Origin of the sequence: Poseidonibacter lekithochrous, from assembly GCF_013283835.1 — a bacterium.
Lineage (GTDB): Bacteria > Campylobacterota > Campylobacteria > Campylobacterales > Arcobacteraceae > Poseidonibacter > Poseidonibacter lekithochrous.
The window spans coordinates 46884-73310 of record NZ_CP054052.1 but is presented as its reverse complement, the minus strand read 5'-3'; the positions used below and the strand labels follow the sequence as shown (position 1 = coordinate 73310).

At 30.1% G+C, this 26427-nt stretch carries 25 protein-coding genes; 9 read left to right on the top strand and 16 right to left on the bottom strand.

The window, feature by feature from the left end; translation table 11 throughout:
* Position 1: 1 nt before the first annotated feature.
* Positions 2-646, top strand: a complete 645-nt coding sequence (locus tag ALEK_RS00380) for a response regulator transcription factor (RefSeq protein WP_071626609.1) — start codon at positions 2-4, stop codon at positions 644-646.
* A gap of 15 nt (positions 647-661) precedes the next feature.
* On the opposite strand, the gene ALEK_RS00375 is transcribed toward ALEK_RS00380, so the two are convergent.
* From ALEK_RS00375 to ALEK_RS00300, 16 genes are all read right to left on the bottom strand, one after another.
* Positions 662-1309 (bottom strand): response regulator transcription factor, encoded by a 648-nt coding sequence (locus ALEK_RS00375; RefSeq protein ID WP_071626608.1) that lies wholly within the window; start codon positions 1307-1309, stop codon positions 662-664.
* Between the two features lies 1 nt (position 1310).
* The gene (locus ALEK_RS00370) at positions 1311-2423 is read right to left on the bottom strand and encodes a two-component system sensor histidine kinase NtrB (protein ID WP_173424108.1); all 1113 of its coding nucleotides are present in this window, start codon (positions 2421-2423) and stop codon (positions 1311-1313) included.
* Between the two features lie 50 nt (positions 2424-2473).
* Positions 2474-3667 (bottom strand): thiolase family protein, encoded by a 1194-nt coding sequence (locus ALEK_RS00365; RefSeq protein ID WP_071626606.1) that lies wholly within the window; start codon positions 3665-3667, stop codon positions 2474-2476.
* Between the two features lie 17 nt (positions 3668-3684).
* Positions 3685-4320 (bottom strand): 3-oxoacid CoA-transferase subunit B, encoded by a 636-nt coding sequence (locus tag ALEK_RS00360; protein WP_071626605.1) that lies wholly within the window; start codon positions 4318-4320, stop codon positions 3685-3687.
* A gap of 2 nt (positions 4321-4322) precedes the next feature.
* Positions 4323-4970 (bottom strand): CoA transferase subunit A, encoded by a 648-nt coding sequence (locus tag ALEK_RS00355; protein WP_071626604.1) that lies wholly within the window; start codon positions 4968-4970, stop codon positions 4323-4325.
* A gap of 172 nt (positions 4971-5142) precedes the next feature.
* Positions 5143-5517, bottom strand: a complete 375-nt coding sequence (locus ALEK_RS00350; protein ID WP_071626603.1) for a YbgC/FadM family acyl-CoA thioesterase — start codon at positions 5515-5517, stop codon at positions 5143-5145.
* A gap of 3 nt (positions 5518-5520) precedes the next feature.
* A complete protein-coding gene (locus tag ALEK_RS00345) occupies positions 5521-5952 on the bottom strand; it encodes a hotdog fold thioesterase (RefSeq protein ID WP_071626602.1) in 432 nt (143 codons plus the stop codon).
* A gap of 17 nt (positions 5953-5969) precedes the next feature.
* Entirely contained in the window at positions 5970-6827 is an 858-nt protein-coding gene (locus tag ALEK_RS00340) for a 3-hydroxybutyryl-CoA dehydrogenase (protein WP_071626601.1), read from the bottom strand.
* Positions 6828-6857: 30 nt separating this feature from the next.
* Complete coding sequence (gene tmpT / locus ALEK_RS00335; protein WP_071626600.1) at positions 6858-7499, bottom strand: thiopurine S-methyltransferase; 642 nt, start codon at positions 7497-7499, stop codon at positions 6858-6860.
* Positions 7500-7520: 21 nt separating this feature from the next.
* Complete coding sequence (locus tag ALEK_RS00330; RefSeq protein ID WP_071626599.1) at positions 7521-8432, bottom strand: electron transfer flavoprotein subunit alpha/FixB family protein; 912 nt, start codon at positions 8430-8432, stop codon at positions 7521-7523.
* 13 nt (positions 8433-8445) lie between these two features.
* On the bottom strand, positions 8446-9213 hold the full coding sequence (locus ALEK_RS00325) for an electron transfer flavoprotein subunit beta/FixA family protein (protein WP_071626598.1): 768 nt from the start codon (positions 9211-9213) through the stop codon (positions 8446-8448).
* Positions 9214-9226: 13 nt separating this feature from the next.
* A complete protein-coding gene (locus ALEK_RS00320; protein ID WP_071626597.1) occupies positions 9227-11248 on the bottom strand; it encodes a heterodisulfide reductase-related iron-sulfur binding cluster in 2022 nt (673 codons plus the stop codon).
* A gap of 49 nt (positions 11249-11297) precedes the next feature.
* A complete protein-coding gene (locus tag ALEK_RS00315) occupies positions 11298-12437 on the bottom strand; it encodes an acyl-CoA dehydrogenase family protein (protein WP_071626596.1) in 1140 nt (379 codons plus the stop codon).
* A gap of 174 nt (positions 12438-12611) precedes the next feature.
* The gene (locus tag ALEK_RS00310) at positions 12612-14030 is read right to left on the bottom strand and encodes a permease family protein (protein ID WP_071626595.1); all 1419 of its coding nucleotides are present in this window, start codon (positions 14028-14030) and stop codon (positions 12612-12614) included.
* A gap of 249 nt (positions 14031-14279) precedes the next feature.
* On the bottom strand, positions 14280-14714 hold the full coding sequence (locus ALEK_RS00305; protein ID WP_071626594.1) for a MaoC family dehydratase: 435 nt from the start codon (positions 14712-14714) through the stop codon (positions 14280-14282).
* A gap of 70 nt (positions 14715-14784) precedes the next feature.
* Positions 14785-15960 (bottom strand): NAD(P)/FAD-dependent oxidoreductase, encoded by a 1176-nt coding sequence (locus tag ALEK_RS00300; RefSeq protein ID WP_071626593.1) that lies wholly within the window; start codon positions 15958-15960, stop codon positions 14785-14787.
* 171 nt (positions 15961-16131) lie between these two features.
* On the opposite strand from ALEK_RS00300, the gene ALEK_RS00295 reads away from it, so the two are divergent.
* The 8 genes from ALEK_RS00295 (at position 16132) to ALEK_RS00260 (ending at position 26418) form a co-directional block, all read left to right on the top strand.
* The gene (locus ALEK_RS00295) at positions 16132-17199 is read left to right on the top strand and encodes a TRAP transporter substrate-binding protein (protein ID WP_197950375.1); all 1068 of its coding nucleotides are present in this window, start codon (positions 16132-16134) and stop codon (positions 17197-17199) included.
* A 136-nt stretch (positions 17200-17335) separates the two neighbouring features.
* The gene (locus tag ALEK_RS00290; RefSeq protein ID WP_071626591.1) at positions 17336-17932 is read left to right on the top strand and encodes a TRAP transporter small permease subunit; all 597 of its coding nucleotides are present in this window, start codon (positions 17336-17338) and stop codon (positions 17930-17932) included.
* Positions 17929-19296 carry a TRAP transporter large permease gene (locus ALEK_RS00285; RefSeq protein ID WP_071626590.1) on the top strand — a complete coding sequence of 456 codons (1368 nt, stop codon included), beginning with the start codon at positions 17929-17931 and terminating at the stop codon, positions 19294-19296. Before ALEK_RS00290 ends, ALEK_RS00285 begins: the two co-directional genes overlap by 4 nt.
* A gap of 220 nt (positions 19297-19516) precedes the next feature.
* A complete protein-coding gene (locus ALEK_RS00280) occupies positions 19517-22357 on the top strand; it encodes an FAD-binding and (Fe-S)-binding domain-containing protein (RefSeq protein WP_071626589.1) in 2841 nt (946 codons plus the stop codon).
* Between the two features lie 70 nt (positions 22358-22427).
* A complete protein-coding gene (locus ALEK_RS00275; protein ID WP_071626588.1) occupies positions 22428-23252 on the top strand; it encodes a SurA N-terminal domain-containing protein in 825 nt (274 codons plus the stop codon).
* Positions 23253-23271: 19 nt separating this feature from the next.
* Positions 23272-24699 (top strand): Asp-tRNA(Asn)/Glu-tRNA(Gln) amidotransferase subunit GatB, encoded by a 1428-nt coding sequence (gatB, locus tag ALEK_RS00270; protein WP_071626819.1) that lies wholly within the window; start codon positions 23272-23274, stop codon positions 24697-24699.
* A gap of 14 nt (positions 24700-24713) precedes the next feature.
* A complete protein-coding gene (locus ALEK_RS00265; protein ID WP_071626587.1) occupies positions 24714-25610 on the top strand; it encodes an NAD(P)H-dependent glycerol-3-phosphate dehydrogenase in 897 nt (298 codons plus the stop codon).
* Between the two features lie 55 nt (positions 25611-25665).
* Complete coding sequence (locus ALEK_RS00260; RefSeq protein ID WP_083574629.1) at positions 25666-26418, top strand: energy transducer TonB; 753 nt, start codon at positions 25666-25668, stop codon at positions 26416-26418.
* Positions 26419-26427 lie beyond the last annotated feature (9 nt).

Here is a 26427-nt window from a genome sequence, read left to right as displayed (position 1 = left end):
AATGAAAATCCTGCTCTTAGAAGATAATCAAAAGCTAAATGAGACTATCAAAAAAAGATTGAGTTTAAAAAATTATAATGTAGATGCCTGTTTGGATGGGGCTGATGCTCTAGAAAAAATTACCGATGGATATAGCTGTTTTATTTTAGATATTAATGTTCCAAATGTTGATGGAATTAAGATACTTAAAAAAATTAGAGAGTTCTATGATGATGTTCCTGTAATCATTATTTCAGCTTCTGTTGAATTAGATGTGATTAAAGAATCTTATGATTTTGGCTGTAACGACTATTTAAAGAAACCATTTTTTATTGATGAACTTGAAATTAAAATAGAAAAGCTATGTAATATTCAAGATGATTTTATCCATTTTGATGATAACTGTTATTTTGATTATAAATCATCAACTGTTGTAATTGATAATGAAGAACAAAGACTAACAAAAAAAGAGCGATTACTAATGAATCTTTTTTTGACTAAAAAAAATCAAGTTTTATCATATGAAACAATTGAGAATTATGTATGGGAAGGAAGTTTTGCTTCACTTGAATCAATTAGAAGCCTTATTAGACGCCTAAGAAAGGTACTTGTAAGAGATTATATTCAAACTGTTGTAGATACTGGATATATATTTAAATCTAATTAATACTTAAGAGGAATCTTACTCTTCTAAAAGAAGAGAATATCCTCTATTTGAAGATGCTTTAATAGTAAGAGAAGACATTTTTTTTCTAAGTCTTCGAATTAGTGTTCTAATAGCATCAATAGATGCATATTCACCTTTCCAAACATAGTTTTGTATATTCTCATAAGTAACTAGTTTATTTAAATTTATGGCAAATAGATTTACTAATAAACTCTCTTTTTCTGTTAACTCATTTTTTTTATTATCAACAAGTAATGTGCTCTCTGTAAAATTAAATATACAATTAAACCCTAAAGATATTTCTTTTTTAGGAATATTACATAATTTATCAACTTTGATTTCTAATTCATCAATAAAAAAAGGTTTTTTCAAATAGTCATTACATCCAAAATTGTAAGATTTTTTAATAATATCAAGCTCAACAGTTGAAGAGATTATAATAACTGGACACTCTTCATAATATTCTCTAATTTTTTTAAGGATTTTTATACCATCAACATTGGGAACATGGATATCAAGTAAAAAACATGAATAGCCATTAGTAATATTGTCATATGCATCTTGCCCACAAGTATACGAATGTACTTTATAACCTTTTAATTCTAACTTTAATTTAATTGTTTCATTTAATGTTTTATTATCTTCTAATAGTAATATTTTCATTTTAAGACTTTCCCATTTTTGGTATTTCAATTGAGAAGATTACATTATCTCCATCATTTTTAACAGCAATTTTTCCCGACATTTTATCTTCAATAATTGTTCTTGCCATATATAGTCCAAAACCAGTACCATTCTCTTTTGTAGTAAAAAAAGGTTCAAATATTTGTCCAATAATGTCATCTTTAATAGGTCCTGCATTATCAATTATTTCAATAATACTTAGAGTATCTGTATTTGTTAATCTAATTGTAATTACACCATCAAAATCTATTTCTTCATAAGAACCAATAATCTTGTTCTTTGCATTATTTATAATATTAAGCATTACTTGTTTTAACTGATTTTTATATCCCAGAATAAAAAAGTCTTCTTCTTTGTCATAATCAAAATCTACTTTAATATTAAAATAAAAGATTTGTTTCCCAACAATATCAAAGATTTCAGTAATTGCTATTTTTAAATCAAATTCTTCTTTGATAGTGGAAGGTTTTAAAAAGTTTCTAAAATCACTTAGAGTTTCAGACATGTATTGAATAGGAACCATTGATTCAGATACAAAATCAGAGACTTTCTTTTTATCAATTTGGTTTGTTGAATAAAATAGCTCCATCTTCTGAACTTGCGCAGATAGTTCAACTAAAGGTTCATTCCATTGATGAGCAATTGAAGCAATCATTTCACCCATTTCTGCAAATTTACTTTGTTGGATTAAGATTTCTTTTTCTTTAATTCTGTCAGTAATATCAGTCATAATACAAACTATGCCTTCTACAACACAGTCTCTATTTTGACAAACCGCTTTACTTAATTTGTAGTATCTAACTTCCCCATCATCTTTTATGAAATGAACTTCATCTTCATAGGGTTTTAAAGTTTTCATTATTTGTTTATCAATTAGTTTATTTCTATCAGCAGCACTTTTAGGGAAGAACTCATAGGCAGATTTGCCTATGATTTCTCTTTTACAAGTATTAGTAAGCTCTGAGAAACGAGAGTTACATCTAATAAAGTCACCTTTTACGTCTTTATAATATATGGGATTGGGTAGGGCATCCAATAATACATCCTCGAAATTTAATTTTTTTTCTAAATCATAATAATATTTTTTATCCATTTGTATACCAATCCCTATTTATAAAAATTGTAGCATAATAGAAAAGATTATTAAACTTTCTTAAGTAAAATAGCCGTTCCCATACCTCCACCAATACATAGTGAAGCTAGGCCATAATTTGAATCTTGTTTTTGCATTTCATGAACAAGAGAAACTATAATTCTATTGGCACTAGCGCCTACTGGGTGTCCTAAAGCAATTCCACTTCCATTAATATTCATTTTTTCTTGAATAATTTCATCATTTAGATTTACTTTTTCTTTTAATAATTCAAATACACCTAAAACTTGAGCAGCAAAAGCTTCATTAATTTCAAAAAGATCTATTTCTTCAAGAGAAATATCTGTCTTTTTTAAAAGTTCTTCAATTGCATAAGCAGGACTTAATCCCATAACAGAGGGGTCAATACCAACTTGAGAGACATCAACAATTTCTGCTAATGGTTTTAAGTTATATTTTTTTACAGCATCTTCTGAAGCAATTAAGGTGAAACTAGCACCATCATTAATTCCCGATGCGTTACCAGCAGTAACTGTTCCATCTTTTTTAAATGCAGGTCTAAGTTTTTGCAATTTTTCTAGTGAAGTATTTCTATTTATGTACTCATCTTTATCAAAAACAATCTCACCTTTTCTTGTTTTTATTGTAATTGGAGTAATCTCATCTATAAATTTTCCTGCATCATCTGCAATGGCAGCTTTTTTCTGAGAATTAATAGCATATTCATCTTGTTTATCTCTTGTAATATTAAATCTTTGGGCAATATTCTCTGCTGTAATACCCATATGGTAACCTTCAAAAGCATCAACTAAAGCATCACTCATTGAATCAACAAGTTTTGTTTCAGCAAGGCCCAATCCAGCTCTAGCTTTTGATGAAACTAAAAAAGGAGCAGATGACATACTTTCAACACCCCCTGCAATAATTACATCTTTTTCACCTGCTTTAATTTCACTAATAGCATTCATGACAGCTTTCATTCCTGAACCACATAACATGTTTATAGAGTAAGCAACTGTAGATTCTGGTAATCCACCATAAATAGAAGCTTGTCTTCCAATACCTTGAGAATGTCCTGCTGATAAAATATTTCCAACTATAACCTCATCAACAATAGAATTATCAATGTCTTTTGTTAAATCTTTTATTACTTGTCCAGCTAAGTCCCCCGGTTTCACGTCTTTTAGAGTCCCTAAAAAACTTCCAATAGCACTTCTTTTTGCTTCAACTATATATACTTTCATTCATTTCCTTTTATTAATTAATTTCTAAGTGCAACAGTATAAGTAGCAGGGGTAAGTTCTTTTATTTGATCTAAGGAAGTATCACCCATTAACTCTGTTAAATGTAGTTTTTCATCTATATATTCAAATACACCTAACTCCGTAATAATCATACTAATTACACTTTTACCAGTTAAAGGCAGAGTACATTGCTCAAGTATTTTAGGAAGTCCTTTTGCAGTATGTTGCATTGCAACAATTACTTTTTTTACTCCACTTACTAAATCCATTGAACCACCCATACCAGGTACATATTTCCCAGGAATATTCCAACTTGCTAAACTACCACTAGAATCCACCTCAAGAGCTCCTAATACAGTAATATCAATATGTCCACCTCTAATAATTTCAAAAGAAGTAGCAGAATCAAAGAAAACACCACCATCTTGGAGTTTTACGTGTGTTCCACCAGCATCAATAACATCTTTATCAATATTATGCTCTTCCGCTTTATCCCATAATCCAGCAAAACCATTCTCCGAATGTAAAACAATTTTTACTTCTTCAGGAATATAATTAGCTACTAAAGTAGGAAGTCCAATACCAAGATTAATAAAATCACCATTTTTAAACTCTTTTGCAACTCTTTGTGCAATAATTTCTTTTGCTGCCATTTTTATGCCTTTATAATATGATTAATATATACAAATGGAGTATGTACAAAACTTGGATCTAGTTCACCATTTTCAACTATTTCTTCAACTTCTGCAATAGTTATCTTCGCAGCTCCTGCCATTGGAACATTAAAGTTTCTTGTTGCACCTTTGTATAATAGGTTTCCTGCTTTATCTGACTTATGTGCTTTTAAAATTGCTAAATCAATATGAATAGGTTTCTCTAAGATAAACTCTTGTCCATCAACAGTAACTACATCTTTACCTTCTTGAACTAATGTTCCTAAACCTGTTTTAGTTAAAACACCACCAAGTCCAGCGGCAGCTGATCTTAATCTCTCAGCTAATGTACCTTGAGGAACTAACTCAACTTCAATAAGTCCATCATTTACTTGTTGTTGAGTATCTTTATTTGTACCAATATGACTGGCCATTAATTTTGATACTCTTTTATTAGTAATTAACTTGCCTACACCTTCTCCTTCAAAGAAAGTATCAGTAGCAACTAATGTTAAATCTTTTACATCTGTTTTTAAAATCTCATCAATAATATTATGAGCATTTCCACAGCCTAAAAATCCACCAATGGAAATTGTCATACCGTCTGTAAGAAATTTTCCAATTTCACTTATTTCTATTTTCTTATCCATCCCAATATTCCTTTTATAAGTTAGATTTGTTATTTACAATGAAAGTATATGAGTAAATAATGATAAAATGATGGCAATGATATAAGCAAAAGATTAATTTATAAAATAAATTTTTAATTAGATTTTTCATAAGAACAATAGCTATAAGGAGGCGGATATAGCTATTGTATTGTTAGATTTCTTTTAATATATTGTAAATATTATCAGGTATTTTCATAGCTTTATAGTTTTTAACATAGACCAAAACTACTTCAAAACTACAAATTAATTCTGTTCCTTTTAATATATCTTGTTTTAGTATTACTGAGGAATTTTTTCTCTCTAGGATTTGGGTTCTTACTTCTAGTAAATCTCCTAAAAATGCAACTTGCACAAAGTCACATACTATATTCCTTACAACAAAATGTTCTTTTAGAGATTCATCGTGGGAAGATAAACCTTCTTTGAAAAACACCTCAGATCTAGCTCTCTCACAAAACTTTATAAAGTTTGCATGATAGACAATACCTGCGGCATCTGTATCTTCATAATATATTCTTACTTTCATATATTACTCTTTCACTTCTTTTATAACTGCTACTGTTAATCTTGAAGCACATACAATTTTTCCTGTTTCTTTATGGGTAATTTTAATATCCCATACATGAGTACTTCTTCCTATATGAATAGCACTTGCAACACCTATTACAATACCATCTTTTACTCCTTTTAAGTGATTTGCATTAATCTCTAAGCCAACAGCCGTAAATCCTTCTTTACAAGCCATTACACCAGCTAAACTTCCTAATGTTTCAGCAAATAAAACAGATGCACCACCATGTAAGATTCCATGAATCTGATGACTTTTTGAATTAACTGGCATTTCACCTACTAAAGTATCATTTCCTATTTCAGTAAGTTTAATACCTAAATTCTCAATAGCTGTATTCTTACCCATAGCATTAAGTTCAGATAAGCTAAGTTTTTTATTCCAGATACTCATAATTTTCTCCTAGAAATTTATTTCTTAGGGTAATCGTAGAAACCTTTTCCAGATTTAACACCATACCATCCAGCTTCTACATATTTAACTAATAATGGGGAAGGACTATATTTTGGATTACCAAAGCCTTCATGAAGCACATTCATAATGGCTAAACAAGTATCAAGACCAATAAAATCAGCTAAAGCCAATGGTCCCATAGGATGACCCATTCCAAGTTTCATTGCAGTATCTATTGATTCAACATCTCCTACACCTTCATATAAAGCACAAATAGCTTCATTTATCATAGGCATTAAAATACGATTTGCAATAAAAGCAGGGTAATCTTTTGAAGTTGCTACTGTTTTACCTAGAGATTGGGCAAACTCTTTTATAGTTTCTAACATCTCATCACTAGTAGCAATTCCAGGAATAAGCTCAACTAACTTCATTACTGGAACTGGATTCATAAAGTGTAAACCTATAAATTTCTCTGGTCTATTTGTAGCTGCTGCAAGTTTAGTAATAGACATACTTGAAGTATTTGTAGATAATAAACAATCACCTTTAATATGATCTAATAAACCTTTGAATATTTTTACTTTTAAATCAAAGTTTTCAGTGGCAGCTTCAATAATAAGATCAGCATTGTTTAAAGTACTAGAATCAGTACTAATAGATATTCTATTTAAAGAACTATCCATATCTTCTTGAGTAATTTTTCCTTTTTGAACTTGCCTACTAAGGTTTTTATTAATAACTCCCATAGCTTTATCGAGCGCATCTTGAGCAATATCTATTAAAACTACTTTATATCCTGATAAGGCACAAACATGAGCAATTCCATTACCCATTTGTCCAGAACCTATAATTCCAACTTCTTTAATCTTCATTTCTTTGCCTTTTCTAATTTTTTATATTTATTAACTATTTTGCAATATACAAACAGTCTCTATAGCATGTGATTTACGTTTTAAACCACTTGGAATATCAATATTTTCATTAAGTAGTGTTATCTCATAATAATCACCATAGTGCTGTTCTATTTCACTAAAAGGAACTGAAAAAGGAGGGCCTTTCATAATCCTTTGGTCATAGTCATAACTAATTAATAATTGAGGTACTACATTTGTAATATTTAAAAGATGAGATACATACTCTATTCGCATTTCTAAAGGAAGTGCAACTAGTGCTGCTCTATCATAAATAGCATCAATAGATTTTAATATCTCTGCACTCATTTTAAAAAAATCACCCACATAAATATCAATATTTTTTGCACTGTATTTAATAAAGTCATTCTCTTTTGATATTAAGGGAGTAATATTTAACTCTTCAAAAAGTGCATCAATTGCCTCTTTATTTAACTCAATACCAACAAGAGAATAACCCTTTTGTAATAACCATGCAATATCTAAAGTCTTTCCACATAAAGGCAGAAATATACGTTTCTTTTGAGATAGATTTAATTTATGGAAATATTTAATTAACATAGGATTAACTTCTTTCATATGAAAAGCAATTTGATCCTTTTCCCATCTCTCATTCCAAAAATCTATATCCACAATATATCTCCACTTTTATTTTTATGATAATTTAGAAGTTAACGCTGGTACAAATTGAAGTACATCTGCTACAACCAAAATATCAGCTACTTCATTGATAGGTGCATCTTTATCTGTATTAACAGCAACAATAAATTCTGATTTTTTCATTCCTGCTAAGTGTTGAATAGCTCCTGAAACTCCACAAGCTATATATAATTTAGGAGAAACTGTTTGTCCTGTTGTTCCAACTTGATGGCTTTGATCAACCCATGCATTATCAGCAACTGGTCTACTAGCACCCAATTCTCCACCTAATTTATCAGCTAGTGCTTGAATAATTGGAATATTGTCTTTTTTACCAACTCCACGACCAGCTGTTACAATAATTTCTGCTTTTGTTAAATCTAAACCTTTTTCTTCTGCTTCTTCGTAAGCCACAAAGTTTACATTTGATGAAGCATCAGAAGATATGTTTTCAATTTCTGGCGTACCTAGGGCTTCAGTTAAAGGAGTGAAAGCTCCTGCTTGAATAGTAATAACAGTTTTAGCTGTTTTAGATTTTAATTCTCTTCTTAATTTTGAATTACAAGAAGGAACAATAAAAGAGTTATCTTTATAATCAATTACTTCAGTAAATTGTGTAGCTTTTAATGAAGTAGCAACTCTAGGAGCTAAATCCCAACCAAAAGAAGAATGTATAAACACAATTAAATCTGGATTCTCTTTTTCTACCACATCTAAAACTAATTGTTTATGTGCACTTGGGTTATACTCCCCAAGAGCCTTTGCATCTGCTAAATAAAGTTTTCCATCAAACTTTGGAATATCCTCTTCATAACCAACTGCTAACATAACTTTATCTGCTTCTAATTTATCTGCAAATCCTATTAAATCATATGTTACATCTAATAACTTATTTTCTCTATACTCACCAACTAATAATATTTTCATAATAATTTCCTTTCTAAAGAACCGAAGTTTTTTCTTTTAATATTGCAATTAATTTATCTGCAAGCTCTGGAACATCACCTTCTAAAATAAGGCTACCACCACTTTTTTGTGGATAATAAAAATTAAGTGTTTCATTTAAACTATCACTACTTGATAATTCCAAACTATCAATAGTTATTAGTTCTTTCTTTTTTGCTTTCATAATATTAGGTAAAGTAGGGTATCTTGGAGTATTAAGACCTAACTGGCAAGTTAATACAACAGGAGTATCTACTTTGATAATAGATTTTAATCCACCTTCGAGCTCTCTTTTAACTGTAATTCCTTCGTTATATTCAAAATCTGCAATGGTAGATACACAAGCAATATTTAATAACTCAGAAACGATAACTCCAACTTGAGCAGAACCTCTATCTTGTGACTGCATTCCAGTGAAGATAATGTCATAGCTTTTATCTTTAGCAAAATCAGCAATTAAACTAGCAACTTGAGATGAATCTTTTATATAAGACTCTGTATCCTCAATATGAACAGCTCTATCACACCCCATTGCTAAGGCTTTTTTTATAGCTTCTTTTACTCTTGCAGGACCTACACATAAAACAGTAACATCTACATCTGATAATTGCTCTTTTAATTGAACAGCTTGTTCAATAGCATATTCATCATATTCATTTATACGATAAGCTAAATCATTTTCATCAAACCAATTATTTTGAGCATTTACTTTAAATTTTGATTCCATATCTGGAACTTGTTTAATACATACAAGTACTTTCATCTATATATCCTTTTTATTTTTTTAGTCTTTCAACTATAATTTCTGATAAATCTTTTACAACTAAACTATCTTCACAATCTGCCATTTTAATTCCATCTTCAAACATTGTAAGACAGAAAGGACAGTTAGAAATTAAAGTAGGAGCACCTGTTTCTTGTGCCATATTCACTCTATCAACATTGATTTTCTTATTTCCTAGGTGTTCTTCGGCAAGGATTCTTCCTCCACCAGCACCACAACAAGAAGTATCTTTTTTACTTTTTGCCATTTCAATGATATTTGCCCCAGCTGAGTCTAAAAGAGATCTAGGTTCTGAATCAATATCATTGTGTCTAACTAAATAACAAGAGTCATGATACGTACAATCAAACTCTTTTTCTTCCATTGGAATACGTTTTTGCTTTTCTAATCTATCAAGGAAAACGGTATAGTGTTCTACTTCTGTTTCTAAACCTAAATCCCTATAATCTTTATTCAAAGTATTAAAACAATGTGGACAAGTAGTTACGATTTTTAAAACATTATATTTATGAAGATTTTCAATATTTTCTTTTGCTAATTCTTGGTATAAATATTCATTACCCATCTTACGAATAGGCTCACCACAACATTTTTCTTCTTTTCCTAAAATTCCTACTTTAATACCTGAAGCATTACAAATTTCAACAAAGTTTCTTGCAATCTTTTGGTTTCTTGCATCAAATGAAGCATAACAACCAACATAATAAAGAACATCAACTGGATTTATTAAAACATCTGTTGAATCACCCATAATTACAACATCTAATCCCTCAGTCCAATCTCCTCTTGAAGCTAGGGCTAATCCCATAGGATTTCCGTTTACTTCAACATTGTCCATAGCTTTCATTACTTCTTCACCAGCAAATTCACCTTCCATTAAAACAAGGTTTCTTCTAATATCTACGATTTTACTTACATGCTCATTTCCTGAAGGACAGATGTCCTCACATGCTCTACATGTTGTACATGACCAAATAGCATCTTGTCCAATATCTTCAACTAAATTTCTATCTGGATCATTAAAAGCAGCATCCCCTATTTTATGAATTACACTCATAGGAGATAAAGGTTTACCAGTAGCATTAGCAGGACAGATATCTTCACATCTGTTACAACTAATACATGCGTCTACATCGAAGATATCTTTCCATGTAAGATCTTTTACAGTTGAAGCTCCAAAAGACTCAACATTTTCATCTTCCATATCTAAAGTTACTAATTTTCCAGTAGGACCATTATCTTTAAATACATAGTTTGCAGTAATTGTAAACATATGTCTTAATTTTGTTAAAGGAATTACCACAAAAAAGGCAAGAACAATAAAAAGATGAAACCACCATAATATTTTGTGAGAAAGTAATAAAGTAGATGAAGCTACTTCTGAAAGCATATTTGCAATAATCATACCAATTGGTGAGAAAATCATCCATTCAGGATTAGTTATAAGCTCCGTAGCAGCCATTCTCACACCTTCAATTAGAAATCCAGTGATTAAGATTACATATAAAAGAATATGAATAATTGTGTCATCTCTTGAAGTAATTAGATTTTTAGGTCTAAAAACAAATCTTCTTACAAATAATGCTGTCATCATAATAATTCCAACAAAACCTGCAATATCTAAAGACAATGAATAAATTTTGTAGAAATCACCTTTTAGAAAAACATAATCAAATAAAAGATTTGTTATGTCTGCTTGGATAAATACTAAAAATGTTCCAATAAATAAAACTATAAACGACCAAAAGAATATACTATGAGCAATTCCAGGTCTACTATTTCTTTTAACTCTTATTTGACCCATCATATTTGTAAGCATATACTTAACTCTTTGACCCATATTGTCTGTTCTATTTAAAGGTCTTCCTAATTGGTATACCTTGTATCTTTTGTAAAAAAGATATACTAGTAATCCCATTGATAAAAAAGTAAAAAAATACATTAGTCCAATAGTAGTGGCATTATTCCCCACATTCCAATATACTTCTCTAGTTATTTCATTAGTATTTTCCATAATTCTCCCCACGTAAATCTATTCATTAAATCTTTTATTTTTATTTTTTCTAGTTAAACAACATTTTTCCAATAATCACACGTTGTATTTCACTAGTACCTTCATATATCTCTGTAATTTTTGCATCTCTATACATTCTCTCAACTTCATATTCACAAATAAATCCATATCCACCATGAACTTGAATTGCATCTTTAGTAACAAATGTTGCTGTTTCAGAGGCAGATAGTTTTGCCATTGCTGATTCCATAATATAAGGTTTGTTATTCTCTTTTAACCAAGCAGCTTTATAAATTAAAATTTTACTTTGCTCAATTCTTAGTTTCATTTCTGCTAGTTTCATAGATACTGCTTGAAATGCTGCAAGAGGTTTATTAAATTGTTTTCTCTCTAGTGTATATTCCACTGATTTTTCTAATGCACCTTCTGCAATACCTAAGGCTTGTGCTCCAATACTGATTCTTCCAGCATTTAGAGTTTCCATAGCAATTTTAAAACCATCACCTTCTTTTCCTAACATATTTTCTTTAGGAACTTTTACACCATCAAGACCAAAAGCTGTTGTGTAACTTCCTCTAATTCCCATTTTTACTTCATTTTTAGTAACTTCTACACCAGGAGTTGATAAATCAACAATAAAAGCAGATAAACCTTTATGTCCTAAAGTTTTGTCTTTTGTAGCAATTACAATTCCAGTACCTTTATATGCACCATTTGTAATAAAGATTTTTGATCCAGTGATTACATAACAATCATCTTCTTCTTTATATTTAGTATCAATATTAGATACATCACTACCAGCATTTGGTTCAGTTTGTAAGAAACAACCAATTTTTTCACCACTTGCTAAGTCTGGAAGATATTTCTTCTTTTGCTCTTGTGTTCCATAAGATAAAATTGGTCCACAACATAATGAAGTATGAGCAGCAATTAAAACGCCTGTTGAAGCACAAGCTTTTGATACTTCTGCAACTGTTAAAATATAAGAGAAGTAATCCATTCCAGCACCACCATACTCTTCAGGAATATAAGTACCCATAAATCCTAGTTCACTCATTTGTGAAATTAAAGATGAAGGGATTTCGTGTTTCTCATCAATCTCTACCGCAATAGGTTTTATCTCATTATCAACAAAGTCTTTAAGACTGTCTATTAATACGTTGTGATCCTCACTTAATTCAAAATTCATCATTCGCTCCTAGTTGTTTAATATAAAATAGTATATTTGGAAAAGATGACATAAAAATGTCATCAAGGGGAATAATTAGAAAATAAAAAGGTATAAAATAAAAAGAGAATTTTTTAATAAAAAAAAGAATTGAGCTATAAAGAGTACCTAAGATAGGTACTCTTTTAATATTTGTTAAGAATTATTTTTAACTTTAATAGGTGCTACTTCTGGTTCAGGATCATCTCCTAAAAGAATACTTTCACCATTGTCATGTTTTCCTAAAAGTTTTGGTCTCTCTAATAAGAAATATAATATTAGTCCAATAACTACGGCATATAAAGTAGATTTTGGATCAGGCATAGATAAAGTAATTGCAACAATACCCGCAACTCCTCTCTCAGTAGAGTTCTTTAACTGCTCCATCCCAACTAAAATACAAATATATGCTGTAAGAATTAAAGTAAGTGATAAAGCAATAGGAAGTACTGGTTTAAAGAAAGTCACTAGTGGCAACATAAATAAAGCTAACATTCCACTAATCCAGAACGTTCCTCCACCACTATAAATAGAATCCATAGATTTTTTACCCATTGCATATCGCTCAGCTACTGTTGCATGAGCTGCTGTAAATAATGGTCCCGATAATCCAGGCCAAGGAGCAAAGAAAGCATGTAGTCCATTTCTAATAGCTGTAACTAAATGAACTCTATCAACATTTTCTTCAATTTTTTCATCTTGTCTAATATGATCTACTCTTTTAACTAAAGTAAATCCAATGATAATATCACCAAATGCTATTACATAAGCAATTAAAGCTGTAGGAATTGCTAATAAGAAAATATCATATGATGGTAAACCATTTGCAAATACTAAATAGTTCCACATTAATGCAAAATCAGGTTGAGTAATTCCCATTTCAATATTAGGTAATGGATATTCACCAACTGCCCAACCAACAAAAATAGCAATAATCATTCCAGATACTAATCCAAAGTTTGCAATTTGTTTTGCAAAAGGATTATTTTGGATTACATTTTTAAATGATAATGAAAATAATACATATGCAGAAACTAATGAACCTATTATAATTGAAATAGGTGTTACATCAATTCTTCCACCAACTTTTAATTCACCCATAAGTGCTGCAATACCCGCTCCAATAATTACTCCAGATTTTAATGAGTTTGGAATTGCATTAACTAATTTACTTCCAAGTCTAGTAACTCCTAAAATTAAAAAGATAAGTGTTACTTCAATTTGTAAAGCAAACATAGCCTTAATAGCTTCAGGTCCTGGTTCAAAACCTTTTAAATAAAGTAAAACAACTGGAATAGCTGGGGTAATCCAACCCGGAACTAATGGAACTCCTAAAAGAGAAGGAAGGATATATCCAATTCCTGCAATAAAGGTAAATGCTAGTGCTGCTTCATAAGGCATACCTAAATAAGTTTCTAACAATGGAATCATTGCTAAACTTACAACGAACATAAAAAATCCCTGCATCATCTCAGGTACTTCCCATTTATAATGTACAAAAGGAAGTCTAATTTTAAAAGGACCTAAAGGCCAACAAGGTTGTTCTTCACCATCTTTTCTCTTATACATTGGCATAAAAAATCCTTTTCGTAGCTGTAATAATTAAATTAATATTCATATCTCTCTCCTTATTAATTTAAAAAAGTATATTTGGAAAAGATGACAATTTAATGATAATGAAAGTTTTTTTTTAATAAAGGATATAATTCTTTTTTATAATAAAAATAAGTTTTAAAAAAGTTAAACAGGGTGATATATAGGGAGGTAAAGCTATAAATACTTTAAAATTTATAGCTTTTTTATAAAAAGATAATAAATTATATTTTACTGTTTTGGAACAAAGGCTTCTGATTCACCATCAATAACGATTTCACCTTTTACTATACAAATAGATTGTAAAAAGACTCTTCTTCTTTCAATATCAATATCAGTTACTATTAATTTTGCAGTAACAGTATCTCCAATATATACAGGCTTTAAAAATTTTATAGTTTGAGAAACCCAAACACAACCAATACCTGGAAGTTTTGTACCCATTAAACCAGAAAAGAAAGATACAGATATTAATCCATGGGCAATTCTTCTTTCCCATCTAGTATTTTTTGCATATTCATCACTAATATGAACAGGGTTATGATCTCCTGAAAGACCTGCAAAAGTTTTAATATCACAGTCTGTTATAGTTTGAGTATAACTAACTTCCATTCCTCTTTTTATATCTTCTAACAATAGTGTATCAAAGGCAATTAATTTAGACATTTTCTTCTCTCCAATTTTTTATTTAAATTAGTATATATGTATAAGATGACAAAATCATGGCAATAAAAACCTAACTTGCTCTAATTTTTTTAAACTTTGACTTATGCATGTAAGTAACAAAATGTTTTAATTTATGTGCCATATAACCTTTGATAAATAGTTTATTAAAGACTAATCCAATTGCATAAGATCCACCTAATGATATTAATACACCATTCGATTTAGGAATAAAGGCTTCATTATATTTATATGATAAATCATTTTTTATAAACTTTGCAACATATATTCCTGCTTGGATTGCAAGTTGTGCTGTTGGAGCAACATATTTATTGTCATGTATTACTTCTGCAGCATCTCCAATTACAAAGATATTTTTTTCACCTTTTAATTGTAGATATTTATTTACAAGATATTGATTTAGTTTATTAACTTTATACTCTTTATTTGAATTAATAGTAACTGCTTTAATTCCACCAGTAAAAATAAAAGAATCATAATCTATTATAGTTCCATCATTTAGATAAATTGAGTTTTCATCTACATTATTAATAAAAGATCCTAGATAAGTTTTAATATTTAAATTATCTAGTCTTTTTTCACAAGCATCAATTAATCTTTCATCCATATTAGGTAGAACAGTTTTCATACCATCTACAATGAATACATTTATATTAGAAGAGTCATTATTTAAAAAAGCATATTTGTCTTTTAGAAGTGCTGCCATTTCAGCTGCTACTTCAACACCAGAAAGACCTGCTCCTCCAATAACAATATTATAAGGCATATTATTCATATTCTTTTCTTTTAAAACAGAACTATTAATAATAGAATCAAAAGATTGATTAACCATACAGGCTTTTTGAAGTGTTTTAATTCCTTTTGAATACTTTTGAATACTAGGAACTTGAGGAGGAAAGTTAGTTAGAGATCCAGTAGCAATAATTAACTCATCGTACTTATAAGTTATATCATTAGAAGAAACAACTTCTTTTGTGTCTGAATTGAAAGATATAATTTCTTCTTGATAAAATTCAATATCTGAATTTAGATCATCTATATACTTGTTAATATTTATTGTTACATCTGAAATACTATATTTTGTAGCTACAAAGCCATAAGACTCAACTTGTATATAATGATAATCCTTTTTATCAAACAACAAAATTTCTATATTTTTATTCTTCGATAATTCTTTTAAGGCATAAAGTCCTGCATAACTAGCACCGATAATAATAACTCTTTTCATATTTAACCTTCTTATATTTATCAAATAGTACTTATAAATAATGATAAAAAGATGTCATGTAACCAATAATATTAATATAGAATATTATGTATTTATATGATAAAAATATCATATCAATATCATTTCTTGTCGTTAGAATTGAAATATAACAAATCAAAGGAGAGAATGATGATGTTAAAAACAACTACAAAGTTACTTGTAACTTCTGCACTTGTTGCTGGATTAGCTACTTCGGCAATGGCAAAAGATAAAGTTTATAAATGGAAACTTGCTACTACATGGGGTTCAACTCTAACACCGTTTATTGATGCGCCAAGAAATATGGCTAAAATGGTAGAAGAGATGTCTGATGGAAGATTAAAAATCAGAGTTGATGCTTCAAACAAACACAAAGCTGCACTTGGTATTTTAGATATGGTTAAAGGTGGTCAATATGATATGGGTCACTCTGCATCATATTACTGGAAAGGTAAAGACATTAATACTTTACCATTTACAACTATGCCATTTGGTATGACAGCTCCTGAGCAATACGCATGGTTCTACTACGGTGGTGGTATGGACTTAATGAAAAAAGCATACAAGAAACATAAAGTATTATCATTCCCTGGTGGAAACACTGGAAATCAAATGGGTGGATGGTTCAGAAAAGAAATTAAGACTGTTGATGATTTAAAAGGTCTTAAAATGAGAATTCCTGGATTTGCTGGTGAAGTTATGGCTTCATTAGGATTAACAGTTACTAATATCGCATCTGGTGAGTTATATACATCACTAGAAAGAGGTACTATTGATGCACTTGAATGGGTTGGACCTGGAATGGACATCAAAATGGGATTCAATAAAATTGCACCATACTACTATACTGGATGGCACGAACCAGGTACAGAGTTACAATTCTTAGTTAACGAAAGAAAATATAAGAAATTACCAAAAGATTTACAAAAAATCTTAGTTACAGCTATGAGAGTATCTGCATATGATATGTATATTCAAAATTACCATATGAGTGCTAACGCTTGGTCGAAAATTGAAACTGATTACCCAAATATCAAAATCAAAACTTTCCCAAAACCAGTAATGGACGCTATGAAAAAAGCTAATAGTGAATTATTAGTTGAAAAAACAAAAGGTCAACCATTATTAAAAGAAATTTTAGATTCTCAATCAGCTTACCAAAAGAAAGCTAGAGAGTGGACTAAAATGTCTGACTACTTATACTTAAAAGATAACTTATAAGATATAATTCTAATAAGTAAACTCTAACTCCCACTTCTTGGGAGTTAGAAACTCATACATACAGTATAATAGGTTTAGTAAATATAAAAATGACTCTATGTTTATTTGACTTATTCATAATTTCAAAAGGATTTTCATGTTGTTAAAACTAGAAAAGGGTTTCGATAGATTCGCCGACATCATAGGATACATTACTGCATTTACAATGGTGCTAATGATTTTAAATGTTTTTTACGATGTAATCATGAGATACTTCTTCAGATCAGGAAGTATTGCAATGCAAGAGATGGAGTGGCACTTATTCTCTGTAATTATTCTTTTAGGTATAGCATATACATTAAAAGAAGATGGTCACGTTAGAGTGGATTTAATCTACGATACATTAAATGATAAGAAAAAAGCTGTTATCAACATGGTTGGTGTAGTTTTATTTATTTTACCAATTTCTTTATTAATTGGTACGGGTTCAATTGATTATGTAATTGAAGCATTTGAATCAGGTGAACAAAGTGGTGATCCAGGTGGGTTAACAAATAGATGGTTAGTTAAATCATTAATTCCATTATCATTTTTCTTACTTATTATTACATCAATTGGTTTCTTTATTAAGAACCTAAATGTATATAAAGGTTTACATTCATATGGTGGAAATGACCTAGATCACGAGATCGAGCATTTAAGAAAAGATATTGCAGATCACAAAAATAATATTGAAGAAGGAGAAAACAAATGATTGGTATAATTATGTTCTTTACTGCGCTTATAATGCTATTATTTGGTTTTCCAGTAGCATTTACATTTGCAGCAGTATCAGTATTATTCGGTCTTATAGCAGGAATTGTTGAAATTGGTTTTGACGATGGTATAGAAGTTGCCTTATTCGAAGGAATCGAAGAAGGTGTAGCAATGTTTGACTTCATGCCTTTTAGAATCATGTCAATTATGCAAAATACAATTCTTATGGCAGTTCCAATGTTCATTTTTATGGGTATTGTTTTACAAAAAACAGGTTTAGCTGAGAGATTATTAGAATCAATGGGATTCTTATTTGGTGAAATCAGAGGTGGAGTTGCAATTTCAACTGTACTTGTTGGTTCATTATTAGCAGCATCAACTGGTGTTGTTGGAGCTTCTGTTGTTGCAATGGGTGTTATTTCACTTCCAGTAATGATGAAGTACAAATATAATACACAATTAGCAACAGGTACGATCTGTGCTTCTGGAACATTAGGTCAAATTATTCCTCCTTCGATTGTTTTAATTATCTTAGGTGATGTTTTCCAAGTTCCAGTAGGTGATTTATTTAAAGCAGCAATCTGGCCAGGTTTAGCCTTAGTTGGTGCATATATTTTATATATTGTTATTGTTTCATATTTAAATAAAGATATGGCTCCTGCAATTCCTGCTGATCCTTCAAGAGGTTCAAAAGGTAAACAAGTATTAAGAGCTTTAATTGATATTATTCCATCATTAGCACTAATTCTTTGTGTTTTAGGTTCAATTTTTGCAGGTATTGCAACTCCTACTGAGTCTTCAGCAGTTGGTTGTTTAGGTGCAATTGGATTAGCAATTCTTTATAAATCATTCAATATTGGAATGGTTAAAGATGCAGCATTAGAATCTGTAAAAATTACATCTATGGTATTTGGTATCTTAATTGGTGCGACTGCATTCTCAATGGTATTTACTTATACTGGTGGAGAAGAGTTAGTTGAACACTTCATGTTAAGCTTACCTGGTGATGAGAAATGGGGATTCATTATCTTCACAATGTTAGCAATTTTAGTTTTAGGATTCTTTATTGACTTCGTTGAGATTTCATATATTATCGTTCCTATCTTAGTTCCAATTGCAGCAAACTTAGATATTAACCCTGTATGGTTCGCAATTTTAATTGCAATGAACTTACAAACATCGTTCTTAACACCGCCGTTTGGATTCTCCCTATTCTACTTAAAAGGGGTAGTTCCAGCAACTGTTAGAACAATACAAATCTATAAAGGTGTTATTCCATTTATTGCAATTCAGATTGTAGTATTAATGTTAATAGCATTCTATCCAGAATTCTTCGGAATTAATCCAAGCGCTTCGGGATAGAAATATTAAGTAAAAGAAGGCTTCTTCTTTTACTTTTTATATAGGAGTTAACCTATGAAAAAAGACTTACAAAAACTAATATCAACAATTATATATAAAGCAAGCGATAAAATGTTTGCATTTATTTATGATCCTCAACAAAGAATTTATACAGTACCTAGACTAGAATAGTGGATATCTTTTTTTTAAATATATAATATAATTACCAAAAGGATTACAAATGTTAGAAGCTAAGTATCAGAAATTTCATGATCAAATTAGTACAAAAATATCTCCTGAGAATATTTTTACAGACAAGTTACATACATTAGCGTATGGAACAGATGCCTCTTTTTATAGGTTAATTCCTAAGATAGTTATCAAAACTGATAACGCTAGCGAAGTTCAAACTATTATTGAATTAGCAAATGAAATGGAATTAAGTATTACTTTTAGAGCTGCTGGAACTTCACTTTCAGGGCAAGCTATTAGTGATTCAATTTTAATTATCACTTCAAGAAAATTCTCTAATTTTAGAATTTCTGATGATAAAAGTGAAATTTCATTAGAACCAGCACTAACCGGTGCTCAAACAAATAATTTATTAGCCCCTTATGGGAAAAAAATTGGTCCAGATCCAGCAAGTATTAATGCTGCTATGATTGGTGGAATTGCTGCAAATAATGCCTCGGGTATGTGTTGTGGTATTTCTCAAAATTCATATAAAACATTAAAATCTATGAAGTTAATTTTCAGCGATGGAACAAAACTTGATACAGGTTGCGAGAATAGTAAAAAAGAGTTTAGATTAACTCATAAAGACTTTTTATCTGACTTAAAACAAATTGCTAGTGAAACAGTAAATGATGAAGAATTAAGAGCAAAAATTGAGCGAAAATTCAAAATCAAAAATACATGTGGTTACTCATTAAATTCATTAATTGATTTTGATGATGAATTTGATATTTTACAACACTTAATTATAGGTTCTGAGGGAACTTTAGCCTTTATTGAAGAAATTACTTATTATACAGTTGAAGATTTAAAAGATAAAGCCTCAGCACTTATGTATTTCAAAGACGTAAAAGAAGCCTGTAATGCAGTTACAAAATTAAAACTTGCAAAAGAAGCAGGAAAAATTACTGTTGATGCAGTTGAATTAATGGATAGAGCAGGATTAGCTTCTATTGAAAACGATCCTGCAATGCCTGATTTTATTAAATCATTTGATAAAAACGTAACAGCTTTATTAGTTGAAACAAGAGCAAAAGATCAAAATGCCTTAGATACTCAAATTTCAGAGCTTGAAGAATTATTAGAAGAATTTGATGTTGTAAGAGATATTTACTTTACAAAAAATATTGCTGAATATACTTTATACTGGAAAATTAGAAAAGGTTTATTCCCAGCAGTAGGAGCAGTTAGAGAAGTAGGAACAACAGTTATTATTGAAGATGTTGCTTATCCTATTGAAGTTCTTGCAGAAGCCACATTAGAGCTTCAAGAGTTATTTAAAAAACATGATTATTCAGAAGCATTAATCTTTGGACATGCGCTAGAAGGAAACTTCCACTTTGTATTTACACAAGACTTCTCAATTGAAAGTGAAGTTAAAAGATATGATGAATTTATGAATGATGTTGTAAATTCTGTAGCTGTTAAGTATCAAGGTTCATTAAAAGCTGAACATGGAACTGGTAGAAATATGGCTGCGTTTATTGAAGTAGAGTGGGGTAAAACTGCTTATTCAATGATGCAAAGAATCAAATGTTTATTCGATCCAAAAGGTTTATTAAACCCAGGTGTTATAATCAATGATGACGCAGAAGCTCATCTTAAAAATTTAAAATCAATGCCAGCAACAAATGAAATTGTTGATAAATGTATTGAGTGTGGATTCTGTGAGCCTACATGTCCATCAAATGACATTACTTTAACTCCTAGACAAAGAATTGTAATCAATAGAGAGATTTCAAGACTTGAGCGAGCTGGCGAGTTTGATGAAGCAAAAGAGTACAGAGATTTATACCAATACGATGGTATTGAAACATGTGCAACATGTTCTTTATGTTCAAGTGCCTGTCCAGTTAAAATTGATACAGGTTCATTAACTAAACACCTAAGAGCAGAACAAAATAGTTCTAGTGCAAAGGGAGTTGCTAATTTTGTAGCCAAAAACTTCTCTACAACATTAAGTGGTGTTAGATTTGGTTTAGGTGGAGCAAATATAGCCCACAAACTTCTTGGTACTGGCAGTATGGAAAGTGTAGCTGATACAGTTAGATCTTGGACAAATGGAAGTACAGCTAAATGGACACCAGCTATGCCAAAAGCTATTAATATTAGTACAAAATTTGAGCAAAAAGTAAGTGATAAAAAAGTTGTTTACTTCCCATCATGTATCAATAGATCAATGGGTCTTAGCTCAATGAGTAAGGAAGAGAAACAATTATTTGAGGTAACAGTTGAATTATTACAAAAAGCTGGTTACCAAATTGTTTTCCCTGAAAACTTAGGAGACTTATGTTGTGGTATGCCATTCTCTTCAAAAGGATTCAATGAAGCATCTAAGAGAAAATCAACTCAATTAGAAAAAGCTTTATTAGAAGCTAGTGAATTTGGTGCTTATCCAATATTATGTGATACAAGTCCATGTACTAAAAAAATGATGGAAGCCTTTGCAAGTGATATGGATATTTATGAACCAATTGAATTTGCTATGGAATACCTAAGTAAAGACCTAGATTTTGAACAAATAAATGAACCAATTACAATTCATACAACTTGTTCATCAAGAAAAATGGGACTAGATGATAAGTTTAGACAATTAGCATCAATGTGTTCATCAAATGTAATTATCCCAGCAGATGTAAAATGTTGTGGATTTGCAGGGGATAGAGGATTTAATTTCCCTGAATTAAACAAGTCAGCACTAAGAAATTTAAAGACTCAAACAAGTGGTGCGAAAATGGCATTTTCAACTTCTAAAACTTGTGAAATTGGATTAAGTGCTGAATCAGGATTAGATTATAACTCTATTTTCTATCTTATAAATCAAGTTACAAGCCCTAAAAATTCATAATCTTTTTTAGTACAAACAGATATTTACCATTTTTTTGGTAAAATGTCTGTTTTATAAATAAGGATTATTAATGTATAAACTTTTATTATCTCTGATTTTAGCTTCTACTTTCTCATTAGCTGGCTTAGTTAATGGTGTAGCAATAGTGGTAAATGACGACCCAATCACACTTTTTGATATAGACAATGCAATGGTTGAAAATAAAGTAAATAAAAACCAAGCAATTAGTTTATTAGTAGACAAAGTTCTTTATAAACAATTAGTTAAAAAGAATAATATCACAGCAGATGTTTTCGATGTAAACGCATATATTGAAAAACTAGCAGCTAGTAATGGAATGGATGTATACGCATTCAAATCAATCATTAAACAAAGATATTCAGATTATTCAATATTTGAAAAAGAAGCAAAAAGCGCAGTAATTAGACAAAAACTATTAACAAAAATAGTAAAAGGTCAATTAAAAATTGCAAATGACGATGATATGAAGATTTATTATGAAAATAATCAAAAGAAATTTGCAACAGCTAAAACAGTTGAGTTAGTACAATATGCAGCAAGAAATAAAGGTGTATTATTAAATACTATCAAAAATCCTTTATTAGTACCAGCAGATGTAAAAAGAACTACTTTATCATTAACAATGAAAGATTTAGACCCTCAGTTACAATATCTTTTAAATAATACAAAAGTAGGAAGTTTCACTCCTGTATTCACAGCAAGTAGAGCTTATAACGCTTTATACATCATCAAAAAAGAAGGTACTTCAATTTTAGATTATGAAACAGTTAAATCTAAAATTTTCACTGATATTATGAGTGTAAGAGAAAAGAAATATCTTAAAGATTATTTCGAAAAAGAAAAATTAACAGCAGATATAAAAATAGTAAGATAAAAGGAAATAAATGTCAGATATGTTTGAAGTAATTATTGGATTAGAAGTTCACGTTCAATTAAATACAAATTCTAAACTTTTTTGTTCTTGTGCAACAAGTTTTGGGGAAGAACCAAATACGAATGTATGTCCAACTTGTTTAGGATTACCAGGAGCACTTCCTGTATTAAATAAAGAAGCAGTTCATAAAGCAATTATGTTAGGTACTGCATTAAAATCAGAAATTAACCAAAAATCTATATTTAATAGAAAAAATTACTTCTACCCTGATTTACCTAATGGATACCAAATCTCTCAATTCGAAGTACCTGTTGTTGGTCTTGGTGAATTAACTATTGATTTCCCAGATGGAAAGCAAAAAACAATTGGTGTAACAAGAGCACACTTAGAGAATGACGCTGGTAAAAGTAAACATGGTGCTTCAGGATCTCAAGTTGATTTAAATAGAGCGGGAACTCCTCTTTTAGAAATCGTATCTGAACCAGATATGAGATCTGCTGAAGAAGCTGTTTTATATCTTAAAAAACTTCACTCAATTGTAAGATACTTAGGTATTTCTGATGCTAACATGCAAGAAGGCTCATTTAGATGTGATGTTAACGTATCTATTAGACCTCATGGGGCTACAAACCTAAATACAAGATGTGAAATAAAAAACATGAACTCATTTAAGTTCATCGAAAAAGCAATTCACTACGAAGTAAATAGACATATTGAAGCTTGGGAAGATGGTATCCATGATACTGAAATCGTTCAAGAAACAAGACTATTTAATCCTGAAAAAGGTGAAACTAGATCTATGAGAGGGAAAGAAGATGCTGCTGATTACAGATACTTCCCAGATCCAGATTTACTACCAGTTATTATTACAGATGAAATGATGGAGAAATACTCTAAAATTCCTGAACTTCCAGATGAGAAAAAAGAAAGATTTGTAAAAGACTACGGTATCAAAGAATATGATGCATCAGTTATTACAGCAAACTTAGAAACTGCAAACTTCTTTGATGAAATGATGAGTGAGGGAATTACAGGTAAAAATGCTACTACATGGCTAACTGTTGAATTACCATCTAGATTTGCAGAGGGTGTTTCTATTGAAAACTCACCAGTTGGGGCTAAAAAATTAGCAACAATGATTAAAGCTATTGAAGATGGAACAATCTCAGGAAAAGCAGCAAAAGAAGTACTTGATTACTTAATGGAAAAACCAGAGACTGAAGTAGATGCAGTAATTGATGAACTTGGATTAAAACAAGTATCTGATGATGGTGCTATCTTAGAAATCATTGATGGAATCCTTGCAGCAAATCAAGATAAAGTAGAGCAATATAAAGCAGGTAAAGAGAAACTTATTGGTTTCTTCGTAGGTCAAACTATGAAAGCATCAAAAGGTGCTGCAAATCCTGCTAAAGTAAATGAATTACTAAAACAAAGACTATCTTAATTTAAAGAGGCATTATGAATAAAAACACTATTGCAGTAATTGGAGCAGGTAAATGGGGTCAAGCACTTCATTTTGCCCTAAGCCAAAAACAAAAATGTTTAATTACATCTAGAACAACAAGAGATATAGAAAACTTCGTTGATTTAGAAACTGCAATGGCTTGTGAATATTTAGTAATAGCCATCCCAGCTCAACAAATAAGAGCTTGGTTAAAAGAAAACTTCAAGTATCAAGGACAAAAAGTACTTGTAGCTTCTAAGGGCATTGAAGCAAAATCTGGGGAGTTCTTAAATGAAATCTACTCAGAATTTGTACCAGAATCAAATATTGGATTTATTTCTGGACCTTCTTTTGCAGCGGAAGTTATTCAAGGTTTACCTTGTGCTTTAGTTTTAAACTCAACTTCAAAAAAAATCTTTGATGGATTTAAACCATTTTTTCCAAACTTTATCAAAACATACTATAGCGCTGATGTAATTGGTGCAGAAGTTGCCGGTGCATATAAAAATGTATTAGCAATTGCTTCAGGTATTTGTGAAGGACTAAAACTTGGTAAAAATGCTCAAGCTTCATTAATCTCAAGAGGTCTTGTAGAAATGCAAAGATTTGGTAAAAAATTTGGTGCAAAAAAATCATCATTTGTAGGCTTAAGCGGAGCAGGTGATCTATTTTTAACTGCAAGCTCAACAATGAGTAGAAACTTTAGAGTAGGACTTGGATTAGCAGCTAATAAAAGTTTAGAAGATATCCTAGAAGAATTAGGAGAAGTAGCTGAGGGTGTAAAAACAAGTGAGGCTATTTATAACTTATCTAAAGAACATGATATTTATTCACCAATTGCTAATGAAGTAAAACTTATTCTTGATGGTAAGAGTCCCCAGGATTCTTTAAAAGATCTATTAAGAAATTAATAGTTTTTTAACACATACATACTAAAATTCATTTAAATCAATAAAAATGGCTCCGATGAATTTTAAACTCTTAGTATTATGCTTTATATCTATTAGTACTGCCCATTATTTCTTATTTGCTCAAGTAATAAATAAAGAACCTAAACCAATTCATAAACCAAAGTATCAAAAAGTAAGTCTTCAAATGGCAACTTACAAAGAACCTATAATAGAAAAACCAAAAGAAATAAAACCAGAACCTAAAAAAATTGAAGAGATAAAAGAAGTAATTAAAAAGCCTATTATCAAGAAAAAAGTTATTAAAAAAGTCGTTAAAAAAAAGCCTGTTAAAAAAATTATCAAGAAACCTAAAGTTATAAAAAAAACAAAAAAAGTAAAACCTAAAAAAATAGAAAAAAAGATAATCAAAAAACCTATTGAAAAACCAGTCGTTAAACCTATTGTTAAAAAAATAGAGAAAAAAGAAATAAAAAAAGTAAATGCTATTAATAAAGCTCAATCTTTACAAAAATACAAACAACATAAACAAACATATCTTACGAAACTTCGAGCAAAGATTGATAGAAACAAAAAATATCCAAATATCTCAAGAAGACTAAAAGAGCAAGGCGTAGTAAGTGTATCTTTTAGAGTTCTAAAAAATGGTTTATTTGAAAATATCAAAGTATCTAAAGGAAGTGGAAAAAGAAGATTAGATAAAGCAGCTATAAAAGCCTTGGAACAAACTAATCATTTTGGAACCTTCCCAAAAGAAATAAAAGATGATTTTTTAGATATTACTGTACAAATTGCGTTTAAATTAAAATAAAAGGAAAAA

Bases quoted from the DNA above. Each gene is read 5' to 3' on its own strand.
- ALEK_RS00280 (WP_071626589.1), top strand. From the start codon at position 19,517: ATGTTAGAAGCTAAGTATCAGAAATTTCATGATCAAATTAGTACAAAA.
- ALEK_RS00330 (WP_071626599.1), bottom strand. From the start codon at position 8,432: ATGAAAATATTATTAGTTGGTGAGTATAGAGAAAATAAGTTATTAGAT.
- ALEK_RS00310 (WP_071626595.1), bottom strand. From the start codon at position 14,030: ATGCCAATGTATAAGAGAAAAGATGGTGAAGAACAACCTTGTTGGCCT.
- ALEK_RS00345 (WP_071626602.1), bottom strand. From the start codon at position 5,952: ATGAGTATCTGGAATAAAAAACTTAGCTTATCTGAACTTAATGCTATG.
- ALEK_RS00305 (WP_071626594.1), bottom strand. From the start codon at position 14,714: ATGTCTAAATTAATTGCCTTTGATACACTATTGTTAGAAGATATAAAA.
- ALEK_RS00360 (WP_071626605.1), bottom strand. From the start codon at position 4,320: ATGGCAGCAAAAGAAATTATTGCACAAAGAGTTGCAAAAGAGTTTAAA.
- ALEK_RS00365 (WP_071626606.1), bottom strand. From the start codon at position 3,667: ATGAAAGTATATATAGTTGAAGCAAAAAGAAGTGCTATTGGAAGTTTT.
- ALEK_RS00295 (WP_197950375.1), top strand. From the start codon at position 16,132: ATGTTAAAAACAACTACAAAGTTACTTGTAACTTCTGCACTTGTTGCT.
- ALEK_RS00285 (WP_071626590.1), top strand. From the start codon at position 17,929: ATGATTGGTATAATTATGTTCTTTACTGCGCTTATAATGCTATTATTT.
- ALEK_RS00290 (WP_071626591.1), top strand. From the start codon at position 17,336: ATGTTGTTAAAACTAGAAAAGGGTTTCGATAGATTCGCCGACATCATA.
- ALEK_RS00350 (WP_071626603.1), bottom strand. From the start codon at position 5,517: ATGAAAGTAAGAATATATTATGAAGATACAGATGCCGCAGGTATTGTC.
- ALEK_RS00370 (WP_173424108.1), bottom strand. From the start codon at position 2,423: ATGGATAAAAAATATTATTATGATTTAGAAAAAAAATTAAATTTCGAG.
- ALEK_RS00300 (WP_071626593.1), bottom strand. From the start codon at position 15,960: ATGAAAAGAGTTATTATTATCGGTGCTAGTTATGCAGGACTTTATGCC.
- gatB (WP_071626819.1), top strand. From the start codon at position 23,272: ATGTTTGAAGTAATTATTGGATTAGAAGTTCACGTTCAATTAAATACA.
- ALEK_RS00340 (WP_071626601.1), bottom strand. From the start codon at position 6,827: ATGAAGATTAAAGAAGTTGGAATTATAGGTTCTGGACAAATGGGTAAT.
- ALEK_RS00260 (WP_083574629.1), top strand. From the start codon at position 25,666: ATGAATTTTAAACTCTTAGTATTATGCTTTATATCTATTAGTACTGCC.
- ALEK_RS00315 (WP_071626596.1), bottom strand. From the start codon at position 12,437: ATGAATTTTGAATTAAGTGAGGATCACAACGTATTAATAGACAGTCTT.
- ALEK_RS00275 (WP_071626588.1), top strand. From the start codon at position 22,428: ATGTATAAACTTTTATTATCTCTGATTTTAGCTTCTACTTTCTCATTA.
- ALEK_RS00265 (WP_071626587.1), top strand. From the start codon at position 24,714: ATGAATAAAAACACTATTGCAGTAATTGGAGCAGGTAAATGGGGTCAA.
- ALEK_RS00380 (WP_071626609.1), top strand. From the start codon at position 2: ATGAAAATCCTGCTCTTAGAAGATAATCAAAAGCTAAATGAGACTATC.
- ALEK_RS00320 (WP_071626597.1), bottom strand. From the start codon at position 11,248: ATGGAAAATACTAATGAAATAACTAGAGAAGTATATTGGAATGTGGGG.
- ALEK_RS00325 (WP_071626598.1), bottom strand. From the start codon at position 9,213: ATGAAAGTACTTGTATGTATTAAACAAGTTCCAGATATGGAATCAAAA.
- ALEK_RS00375 (WP_071626608.1), bottom strand. From the start codon at position 1,309: ATGAAAATATTACTATTAGAAGATAATAAAACATTAAATGAAACAATT.
- ALEK_RS00355 (WP_071626604.1), bottom strand. From the start codon at position 4,970: ATGGATAAGAAAATAGAAATAAGTGAAATTGGAAAATTTCTTACAGAC.